Source organism: Streptomyces glomeratus (genome assembly GCF_021462825.1).
Taxonomy (GTDB): Bacteria; Actinomycetota; Actinomycetes; order Streptomycetales; family Streptomycetaceae; genus Streptomyces; species Streptomyces glomeratus.
In genome coordinates, this window is record NZ_JAKEEB010000013.1 from 114,803 (window position 1) to 125,681 (window position 10,879).

Below are 10,879 nucleotides of genomic sequence, written 5' to 3' on the forward strand. Positions count from 1 at the left end.
GCCTCCATTAAACGGGCACAAGCTTTCCGTATTCATGCGTAAGCGCCCGGTACGGATTCCCAGCTCGATACACGTTTATATAGGACAGCCCTCCCCGGTCCCCGATCTTGGGAGGCGGACCGCGGCACTTCCCCTCCGCGCGCATCGTTACCATGCCTGGACGCACATTCCGACGAGCACTGACGACGACGAGGGACGGGCGAGCGCGTGGCCGAGGCGGCAGAATTCCAGGGGATGAGTCCCTCACCTGCCCGCCGGTGGCTCCGGCGCACCGGAGCACTGCTCGCGGGTGCGCCCCTGCTGGCCGGCCTGCTGCAGCTGCCCGCCGGGCCGACGGCGCACGCCGCCGAGCAGAGCGCTCCCATGGCGGCGGGCGGCTCCCGCACGGTCAGCGTCTCCCTCGACTCGGTCAGTCCCAACGCTCCGGCCGACGGCGACACCCTCACGGTCTCCGGCACGGTCACCAACAACGGCAAGCAGGCGATCACGGACGCACACGTGGGCCTGCGGGTCGGCCCGTCGCTGAACAGCCGTGGAGCGATCGACGGCGCCGCCCGCCGCACCGGCTTCACGCCGGGTCTCGACGGCACCGAGATCGGCGGCAAGTACATCGAGAAGTTCCCCAAACTCGCCCCGGGGGTCGCGCAGAACTTCACGCTGTCCGTGCCCGTCAAGGAGCTGGATCTGGGCTCCGACGGGGTCTACCCGCTCGGCGTCTCGCTCTCCGGCCAGACCTCCACACAGCCCTACGAGCAGGTCCTCGGCATCCAGCGGACGTTCCTTCCCTGGCAGCCGGACGGCGCCGACACCAAGACGAAGACGACCTACCTCTGGCCTCTGATCTCCTCCGTCCACATGAGCGCGGAGACCCTTCCCAACCAGCAGCAGACCCCCGTCTTCCAGAACGACGACCTGGCCAAGGAGATCGCTCCGGGCGGCCGCCTCTCCCAGCTGCTGTCGCTGGGCAAGGACCTGAATGTCACCTGGGTGATCGATCCCGACCTGCTCGCCTCCGTGGACGCCATGGCGGGCAGCTACAGCGTCAAGGGCGACGGCGACTCGGTCACGACCGGCAAGAACCAGGCGGCCGCCAAGCAGTGGCTCGCCGAGCTCGAGCAGGCGGTCCAGGACAGGGACGTCGTGGCTCTCCCCTTCGCGGACCCTGACCTCGCATCGCTCGCGCACGACGGCAAGAACGTCACCGGCTCTCTGAGCCACCTGAAGGACGCCACGGATGTGGCCGGGAGCACCGTGGAGACCATCCTCCACGTGAAACCCGAGACCGACTTCGCCTGGCCCGTGGACGGCGCGATCGATCCCTCGATCGTCAAGGTCGCCACCTCCGCCGGTGCCGACAAGATCATCGCCCGCAGCGACAGCCTCCAGGAGACGGGCGGCCTGCCGTACACCCCGACCTCGGCGCGCCCCATCGGCGGCGGCACCACGGCGGTGGTCGCGGACGCCGGCCTGTCGACCGCGTTCGGGGGCGACATGAGCTCGGCCGGCAGCTCCACACTGGCGGTGCAGAAGTTCCTGGCCCAGAGCCTGATGATCAACCTGGAGGAGCCGCAGAAGCAGCGCAGCATCGTGGTCGCCCCGCAGCGGATGCCGTCCGCGAGCCAGGCACAGTCGATGGCACAGGCGCTGCGCGAGCTCCAGTCCGGCGCCTGGTCGCTGTCCGCCGGGCTGTCTACGGCCGCCGACGCCAAACCGGACCGGCGGGCCACGACGCGGGTGCCGTCCATCTCCCGCTACCCCTCCTCGCTGCGCCGGGAACAGCTGCCCCAGTCGGCGTTCCAGAAGATCGAGGACACCCAGGACAAGCTCGACAACTTCAAGGTGATCCTCACCGACCCCGCACGGGTCGTGACGCCCTTCGGGCGAGCCATAGACCGCGCCATGTCCACCTCGTGGCGGGGGCGCTCCACCGACGCGTCGGAGTTCCGCCAGGGTGTGGAGTCCTACCTCGACGGGCTCACCGCCCAGGTCCGGCTGATCCAGAAGTCGGAGACCAAGCTCTCGGGCCGTAGCGCCACGATCCCCGTGACGGTGCAGAACAACCTCATGCAAGGGGTCGACCACCTGGTACTGCGGCTCACCTCCCAGCAGCCGACGCGTCTCAAGATCGGCAACGGCCCCTACGCGGAACAGCCCATCACCGTCTCCGGCGGGCACAGCCAGTCCGTGAAGTTCACCACCACGGCCAACGCCAACGGCCGAGCTACCGTGGTCGCCCAGCTCTTCACGGAGGACGGCCAGGCGTACGGCCCCGCCGTCACCTTCGACGTAAACGTCACCGAGATCACGCCCACGGTGATGCTGGTCATCGCGGGCGGTGTGCTGCTGCTCGTCCTCGCCGGGTTCCGCATGTACACCCAGCGCAAGCGCCTGGCCGCGCAAGAGGCCGAGGAGGAGCGGAACGACCCGGACACCACCTCGCAGGAGGGGGGTCTGAACGACTCCACGGACGGCCCCGTAGACACTGGAGACACCGATGGCTCCTCGGCGGACCCCGAACAGGCGTCGGACGCGGAGCCCGGGGCAGACGACCAGGAGCAGCCGAGTGACCCGGCACCGGACACCGCACCCGAAAGCGCCGACCCGTCCAGCACGGGTGAGAGAGTGGACCGTTGAGCGACGTCGTGGCCGGTCGGCCCGGGGACAATGAGGTGGGGTAACCATGAACGCGCCGTACGACGGTGACCACGGCCAGGGCGCCGTGGGCAGCTCGGGCCACCCCGGGGGCCCGCCGCCGCACGAGCCCGGCCAGGTTCCGCCGCAGCCCCCCGCGGACATGTATCTCCAGGACGCCTACCAGCAGGACCCCTACCAGGCACAGGACCTCTCCGCCCAGGATCCGGTCACCGAGGCCCTCTACGACCGCGCCGCGCACCCCCCGCCGCCCCCGGGCACCTACCAGCCCCGGCAGCCGCTCTACGGACAGCCGCCGACACCGCAGTACGCCCCGGACCCCCACGTGTGGGCCCAGCCGCCCGCGCCGGAACCCGAGGGACCGACGCAGCACCTTCCCTATGGCGACGACCCCCGCACGACGCAGTTCGTCGGCGTCGACGACCTGGTCATCCAGGCCGGCGAGGAACGCCATGAGCCGGACGCCTTCGCCCACCTCTTCCGGGACCAGCAGCAGGGCGGCGGTCAGCCGTACACACAGCCGACGTCCGTACCGGCTCCTGCTCCGGGCCAGGACCCGGTGGGCCGCTACCAGGAACCGGCCCACGCCCCCTCGTACCCGGCCGCGGCGTACGAGCCCACGCCTGGTCCGGCCGCCGCATCCGCTCCCACGGCCGCACCGGCCGACGCCGCACCCGCTGCACCCGCCGCACCCGCCAAGAAGGGCGGGCGGGCCTCGGGCCTGCTCAAGTCCAGCGCGGTGATGGCGGCGGGCACGATGGTCTCCCGGCTCACGGGCTTCATCCGCTCGGCGATGATCGTCTCCGCCCTGGGCGTCGGCGTACTCGGTGACACCTTCCAGGTCGCCTACCAACTGCCGACGATGATCTACATCCTCACTGTCGGCGGCGGCCTGAACTCCGTCTTCGTGCCGCAGCTCGTCCGCGCGATGAAGGAGGACGAGGACGGCGGCGAGGCGTATGCGAACCGGCTGCTCACGCTTGTGATGGTGGCGTTGGGCCTGCTGACGGCACTCGCGATGCTCGGGGCGCCGCTGCTGGTCCGGGTGCTGTCGAACTCGGTCGCGACCAACCCGCAGGCCAATGAGGTCGCTGTCACCTTCACCCGGTACTTCCTGCCCTCGATCTTCTTCATGGGCATCCACGTGGTGATGGGGCAGGTCCTCAACGCCCGCGGAAAGTTCGGCGCGATGATGTGGACTCCGGTCCTGAACAACATCGTCATCATCGTGACGCTGGGCATGTTCCTCTGGGTCTACGGCAGCGCCGCGCACTCCGGAATGACCGTGGACAACATCCCGCCGGAGGGCCAGCGGCTCCTCGGCGTCGGTGTGCTGCTCGGCCTCGTCGTCCAGGCCCTCGCCATGATCCCGTATCTGCGCGAGACCGGTTTCCGGCTGCGCCTGCGCTTCGACTGGAAGGGCCACGGCCTGGGCAAGGCCGCCATGCTCGCCAAGTGGACCGTGCTCTTCGTCCTGGCGAACCAGGCAGGTGCCATGGTCGTCAGCCAGCTGTCCACCGCCGCGGGCGAGCACGCCGGCAAGAACTTCCCCGGCACCGGCTTCGCTGCCTATGCCAACGCCCAGCTGATCTGGGGCCTCCCCCAGGCCATCATCACGGTGTCCCTGATGGCCGCCCTGCTGCCGCGCATCTCGCGCTCCGCCGCAGAAGGCGACGGAGGCGCCGTCAGGGACGACATCTCCCAGGGCCTGCGCACGACCGCCGTCGCGATCGTGCCGATCGCCTTCGGGTTCCTCTCGCTCGGCATCCCCATGTGCACCCTGATCTTCGGCTCCTCGGGCACCGGCTCCGCGACCAACATGGGGTACATGCTGATGGCCTTCGGTCTGGGCCTGATCCCTTACTCGGTGCAGTACGTGGTGCTGCGTGCCTTCTACGCCTACGAGGACACCCGCACCCCGTTCTACAACACGGTCATCGTGGCCGCCGTGAACGCGGGCGCCTCGGCCGCCTGCTACGTTCTGCTCCCGGCCCGCTGGGCCGTGATCGGTATGGCGGCCTCCTACGGACTCGCGTACGCCATCGGCGTCGGAGTCGCCTGGGCACGGCTGCGCAAGCGGCTGGGCGGCGACCTGGACGGCGCCCGGGTCCTGCGTACGTACGCACGGCTCGGGATCGCCTCGGTACCGGCCGCCGTGCTCAGCGGGGCGGCCTGCTACGCAATCGGCCACACGCTGGGCCAGGGCGTCGGCGGCTCGCTCGCCGCCCTGATCGGCGGTGGTGCCCTGCTCCTCGGTGTCTTCTACGTCGCCGCACGGAAGATGCGCATCGAGGAACTCAACTCAATGGTCGGCATGGTCCGCGGGCGCCTGGGGCGCTGAGGCGGGGGTACGCGCACAACCATCGTGCGTCGCCGTGTGTCGTGCATAGCGGCGGACTGTGGGCACAATTGGTTTCTGCGTCGGACAGCGCGCAACGGATGGGGAGGCAGGAACGACGGTGGCGGAACGGAGCACGGCTGCCGTCGACGTGGCAGACAACAGCGGCGACGAGCCGCTGACCGCCAAGGCGGACCAGTCCACGTCCGACGGGGTGGCCCAGGAGCGGGAGCGGGACACGGACGGCGACGACTCGCCGGGGGGCGGAGTGACCGGACATCCCGGAAAGGCCTCACCACCCGAATTGCACAGCGGCCACAAACTCGCCAGACGGTACCGTCTCGAGGAGTGCCTCACCCGTCTGGACGGTTTCAGCAGTTGGCGTGCGGTGGACGAGAAGCTCCGCCGCGCAGTCGGTGTGCACATCCTGCCCGCGGACCATGCGCGGGCCCGTTCCGTGCTGGCCGCGGCCCGCTCCTCCGCGCTGCTCGGTGACCCGCGCTTCGTGCAGGTCCTGGACGCGGTCGAGGAGAACGACCTCGTCTATGTCGTGCACGAGTGGCTCCCCGACGCCACCGAACTGACCACGCTGCTCGCCTCGGGGCCCCTGGAGGCCCATGACGCCTACCAGATGGTCACCCATGTCTCCCAGGCGATGGCCGCCGCGCATCGCGAGGGGCTCTCCCATCTGCGCCTGAACCCGGGCACCGTGCTGCGCACCTCCTCCGGTCAGTGGCGCATCCGGGGTCTCGCCGTGAACGCCGCCCTGCGCGGCATCGGGTCAGACACCCCGCAGCGCACCGACACCGAGGCCATCGGCGCCCTCCTGTACGCCGCCCTCACCCAGCGCTGGCCGTACGAGGACGACGCCTACGGTCTGTCCGGGCTGCCCAAGGGCGTCGGCCTGATCGCCCCCGACCAGGTGCGCGCCGGCGTCCACCGCGGCCTGTCCGAGCTGGCCATGCGGGCACTGGCCAACAACGGCGCCACCGCCTCTCGCCATGAGTCCCCGTGCACCACGCCCGAGGAACTGGCGAAGGCGATCGGCGAGATGCCCCGCATCCGGCCCCCGGAGCCCGCGTTCACGGCGCCGCCCGAGTACCAGCGCACCACCTATCAGCAGGGCACATACGGCCGCCCCTCGGGCGCCCCGGGCCTCACCCAGCCCGTGCCGACGCCCCCGCCCCCGTTGCAGAGCCGCACCGGCAAGGCCCTCAAGTGGGTCGTGTCCGCGCTGCTGATCGCCGCGTTGGGACTGGGGAGCTGGCAGCTGGCCGAGGCGCTGATGGACCACAAGTCCAACGACACCCACCAGACGCAGACGCCCGGCGGGAACGACGAGAACGGCGGCGGCGAGAAGAACACCGGCGCGCAGATCAAGGTCCGGGGCGCCAGGGAGTTCGTGGCGAAGGGCGATGCTCAGCACCCCAACGACGTCGACAAGACCTATGACGGCGACAGCTCGACCGTCTGGAAGACCAGCACGTTCATAGACGGCCCTGCCCTCGCGCCGTACAAGCCGGGCGTGGGCATCGTCTACGACCTCGGCTCGGCCCAGAAGGTCACCACGGCGTCCATCGGGCTCCGGTACGGCGGCGATCACACGACGGTCGATGTGTACGCGGCCGACTCCCTGACGCCGTCGTCGTTGACCTCGATGACCAAGATCGGCACCATCACGACGAGCGGTACCACCGCGACGGTGAAGGTCACCAAGCCGGTGAAGGCGCAGTACGTGCTCGTGTGGCTCACCGCCATGCCGTACTCGGGCCCCGATGCCAGCACGTACACCCGCGCCGGTTACAAGCAGGCCATCACCGATGTGAAGTTCACGGGCTGAACAGACGCCGAGGGGGAGGGGGTCCGGTGGCGGACGAGGCCGCATACGGCGATGCAAGCGATCAGGACCTCCTCGCCCGGCATGTGAAGGGCGACGGCGACGCCTTCGGTGAGCTGGTGCGGCGCCACCGTGACCGGCTCTGGGCGGTGGCCCTGCGGACGCTGGGGGACCGCGAGGAGGCCGCGGACGCCGTCCAGGACGCCCTCGTCTCCGCCTACCGGGCCGCCCACACCTTCCGCGGGCACTCGGCCGTCACGACCTGGCTCCACCGGATCACGGTGAACGCCTGCCTCGACCGCGCCCGCAAGGCGGCGTCCAGGAAGACCTCGCCCGTCGACGACACGGAACGGCTGGAGCAGCTCCTGGAGCCGCACGAGTCGGCATCCGCCCCGGCCGAGCGCAACGATCTCCATCGCGAGCTGCTGGAAGCCCTGGGCACTCTTCCGGCCGACCAGCGGGCCGCCCTGGTTCTGGTAGACATGCAGGGCTACCCGGTGGCGGAGGCCGCCCGCATCCTCGATGTGCCGACCGGCACGGTGAAGAGCCGCTGTGCCCGCGGTAGAGCCAGACTGCTGCCGCTGCTCACCCATCTGCGCACGGAGGGCAGCGGCCGGGACGGCAAGAAGTCGAACGACGGGCGGAACCGGACGGGGGGAGCGTCCGTCCCACCCGCAGCGGGACCACGTGACACAGGGTCGAGCGATTCAGCTGCTGTGAAGGGCGGAGGTGGGCGAGCGTGACATCCACGACCGGCACGGCCGGGCACCCGGAAGTCGAGGAGCTCTCCGGCCTCAGCGAAGGTCTCCTCCCGCCGACTCGTACCGCGGACGTGCGACGGCATCTGGACGACTGCGCTCTCTGTGCCGACGTCTATGACTCCCTCGCGGAGATCCGCGGTCTCCTGGGCACTTTGCCGGCACCGGAACGCATGCCGGACGATGTGGCGGGCCGCATCGACGCCGCGCTTGCCGCGGAGGCCCTGCTGGACGCGACGGCGCCCGCCACCGCGGAGGCTCCCTCCGTGGAGTCGGCAGCCACGCGTGTTTCACGTGAAACATCGTCCGCTTCCCCGGCCGGCCGTCCTTCCGGTCACGGTCGCGGAGCCACGGGACCCGGTCGTACCCAGCGCACACGCCGCGGCGGCCGCAGGGCCGTCGTGCTGGGAGCCGCTTTCACGACCGCAGCCCTCGGCCTGGGCGCCCTGTTGATGCACATCCTGAGCGACGACACGGACAAGACCCGGAATACGGTCGCAGAGCAGCACACCGACGCGGCCCACACCTACGCCGGAGGCACCCTGCAGAAGCAGGTGACCGACCTGCTGGGCGGACAGAAGACGGGCGGGGGGCGCGCCGGCAGCGGCAAGCCGTGGGGCGTCGAGTCCGAAGACAACACGTCGGGGTCCCCGGGCATGCGGCCCAACAGGACCTTCCAGGACACCACCGCCAACGTGCCGAGCTGCATCGAGCAGGCCATCCGCACCCACCAGGCCGTGCTCGCCGCCGACAAGGGCGTGTACCGGGGAATCGCTGTCTATCTCGTCGTCACCCCCGACGCCTCCGACACCACCAAGGTCACGGCCTACCTCGTCGATGCCGCCTGTGCGAAGAAGGCGTCGGCCGCGCCTGGCAAGGTGCTGCTGACCCGTTCATACGAACGCTCCTGACGCTCGCGCAGCGGACGGCTCCTGCCCAGGCGCCGCCGGACATATGTGTGTGGTGCCCGGTGCTGCGTGTGCCCGGGCACACCGGGAATGCGGGCCCCTTAGGATCCGTTGGGTGGGGTGAGAGTACTGAGAGAAGCTCCCACCGGCAGTAGCAGCAGCAGTCTCCAGAGACGAGGAATCAAGCCGTGAGCGACGTCCGTAACGTGATCATCATCGGCTCCGGGCCCGCCGGCTACACGGCGGCGCTCTACACCGCGCGCGCCTCCCTGAAGCCGCTGGTGTTCGAGGGCGCCGTCACCGCGGGCGGTGCGCTGATGAACACCACCGAGGTGGAGAACTTCCCCGGCTTCCAGGACGGCATCATGGGCCCTGAGCTCATGGACAACATGCGCGCGCAGGCCGAGCGCTTCGGTGCCGAACTGATGCCGGACGACGTCGTCTCCGTCGACCTCTCCGGTGAGATCAAGACGGTCACGGACACCGCCGGCGCGGTCCACCAGGCTAAGGCCGTCATCGTCGCCACCGGCTCCCAGCACCGCAAGCTGGGCCTGCCGAACGAGGACGCCCTCTCCGGACGCGGTGTCTCCTGGTGCGCCACCTGTGACGGCTTCTTCTTCAAGGACCAGGACATCGCCGTGATCGGCGGTGGCGACACCGCGATGGAGGAGGCCACCTTCCTCTCGCGCTTCGCCAGGTCGGTCACGATCGTCCACCGCCGTGACACCCTGCGCGCTTCCAAGGCGATGCAGGACCGCGCCTTCGCCGACCCGAAGATCAAGTTCGTCTGGGACAGCGAGGTTGCCGAGATCAAGGGCGACCCGAAGCTGGAGGGCCTGACGCTGCGCAATCTGAAGACCGCGGAGCTCACGGAGCTGCCGGTGACCGGTCTGTTCATCGCGATCGGACACGACCCGCGAACCGAACTCTTCAAGGGCCAGCTGGACCTCGACGAGGAGGGGTACCTCAAGGTGAACGCCCCCTCCACCCGGACCAACCTGACGGGTGTCTTCGGCGCTGGCGACGTCGTCGACCACACCTACCGCCAGGCAATCACCGCGGCCGGTACCGGCTGCTCCGCCGCCCTTGACGCCGAGCGCTTCCTCGCCGCCCTCGCGGACAGCGAGCAGCAGGCCGAGCCCGAGAAGACCTCCGTCTGACCCCCTTTCGCCCCACTGCACCACTGATTTAAGGAGCCCACTGTGGCCGGCACCCTGAAGAACGTGACCGACGACTCCTTCGAGCAGGACGTACTCAAGAGCGACAAGCCCGTCCTGGTGGACTTCTGGGCCGCCTGGTGCGGTCCCTGCCGCCAGATCGCGCCGTCGCTCGAGGCGATCGCCGCCGAGTACGGCGACAAGCTCGAGGTCGTCAAGCTCAACATCGACGAGAACCCGGCCACCGCGGCCAAGTACGGTGTCATGTCGATCCCGACCCTGAACGTCTACCAGGGCGGCGAGGTTGCCAAGACCATCGTCGGTGCCAAGCCGAAGGCCGCGATCGTTCGCGACCTCGAGGACTTCATCGCCGAGTAGTGAGCGGTGACGCCGCTGAGCCGAAGCGGCGATGTTTCACGTGAAACACGAATGGGCCAGCCCGTACGGGCTGGCCCATTCGCATGAATGCGCGCCGGTCACAGCGGCCGCAGCGCCGGCTCCTTCTGCACCGCTCCCAGAAGACGGTCGAGCGCCAACTCGACGTCCTCCTTCCAGGAGAGCGTCGAGCGCAGCTCCAGCCGCAGCCGGGGATACGTCGGGTGGGGGCGTACCGTCTTGAAGCCCACGGCGAGAAGGTGATCGGCGGGAAGGAGACACGCCGGTTCCTTCCAGCGGGCATCACCGAAGGCTTCGACCGCTTTGAAGCCTCGACGCAGCAGGTCCTTGGCGACCGTCTGGACCATCACACGACCGAGCCCCTGGCCCTGGTATCCGGGCATGATGAAGGCGGTCATCAACTGGACAGCATCCGGCGAGACCGGACTCGTGGGGAACGCCGTGGAACGCGGAACGTAGGCGGGCGGCGCATACAGCACGAAGCCCACCGGCACGTCGTCCACGTAGACCACCCGGCCGCAGGAACCCCAGTCCAGGAGAACGGCGGAGATCCACGCCTCCTTCTCGAGTGCGGAGGTTCCGGTCTTTACCGCTGCCTCACCGCTGACGGGGTCCAGCTCCCAGAAGACACACGCGCGACAGCGCTTGGGAAGGTCCGGGAGGTTGTCCAGCGTGAGCGGTACGAGCCGACGCCCCATGAAGGCAGTTCCTCGCTTCCTTCGCCCGCAGCGCCGCGGGCGGCTGTCAGAGCACTCCACTCCCTGAGCAGGCTGCCGACGAACCCACCGACCGCTCCCAGGCTCAAGCCCGCGGTCATCAGTCCGGTACGGCCC

General features: G+C 69.5%; 8 protein-coding genes. 7 read left to right on the plus strand and 1 reads right to left on the minus strand.

Going from position 1 to position 10,879, the window contains the following annotated elements; genetic code table 11:
- Positions 1 to 207 precede the first annotated feature (207 nt).
- The 7 genes from LZ604_RS17970 to trxA all read left to right on the plus strand — a co-directional run bounded on the left by LZ604_RS17970 (position 208) and on the right by trxA (position 10,028).
- Positions 208 to 2,634 carry a DUF6049 family protein gene (locus tag LZ604_RS17970; protein WP_234516282.1) on the plus strand — a complete coding sequence of 809 codons (2,427 nt, stop codon included), beginning with the start codon at positions 208 to 210 and terminating at the stop codon, positions 2,632 to 2,634.
- 46 nt (positions 2,635 to 2,680) lie between these two features.
- Positions 2,681 to 4,993 (plus strand): murein biosynthesis integral membrane protein MurJ, encoded by a 2,313-nt coding sequence (gene murJ, locus LZ604_RS17975; protein WP_234516284.1) that lies wholly within the window; start codon positions 2,681 to 2,683, stop codon positions 4,991 to 4,993.
- Positions 4,994 to 5,111: 118 nt separating this feature from the next.
- A complete protein-coding gene (locus tag LZ604_RS17980) occupies positions 5,112 to 6,830 on the plus strand; it encodes a protein kinase family protein (protein ID WP_234516286.1) in 1,719 nt (572 codons plus the stop codon).
- A gap of 26 nt (positions 6,831 to 6,856) precedes the next feature.
- Positions 6,857 to 7,570 (plus strand): RNA polymerase sigma factor SigM, encoded by a 714-nt coding sequence (sigM, locus tag LZ604_RS17985; protein ID WP_234516288.1) that lies wholly within the window; start codon positions 6,857 to 6,859, stop codon positions 7,568 to 7,570.
- Positions 7,567 to 8,496, plus strand: coding sequence for an anti-sigma factor family protein (locus tag LZ604_RS17990; protein ID WP_234516289.1), 930 nt, complete (start codon positions 7,567 to 7,569; stop codon positions 8,494 to 8,496). Before sigM ends, LZ604_RS17990 begins: the two co-directional genes overlap by 4 nt.
- Before the next feature lie 185 nt (positions 8,497 to 8,681).
- Positions 8,682 to 9,653 carry a thioredoxin-disulfide reductase gene (trxB, locus tag LZ604_RS17995; protein WP_234516292.1) on the plus strand — a complete coding sequence of 324 codons (972 nt, stop codon included), beginning with the start codon at positions 8,682 to 8,684 and terminating at the stop codon, positions 9,651 to 9,653.
- Between the two features lie 42 nt (positions 9,654 to 9,695).
- Positions 9,696 to 10,028: a thioredoxin gene (trxA, locus tag LZ604_RS18000; RefSeq protein ID WP_234516294.1), complete on the plus strand. Its 333-nt coding sequence runs from the start codon at positions 9,696 to 9,698 to the stop codon at positions 10,026 to 10,028.
- A gap of 98 nt (positions 10,029 to 10,126) precedes the next feature.
- Here the strand turns inward: trxA and LZ604_RS18005 are convergent, their stop codons facing one another.
- Entirely contained in the window at positions 10,127 to 10,744 is a 618-nt protein-coding gene (locus LZ604_RS18005; RefSeq protein ID WP_234516295.1) for a GNAT family N-acetyltransferase, read from the minus strand.
- Positions 10,745 to 10,879 lie beyond the last annotated feature (135 nt).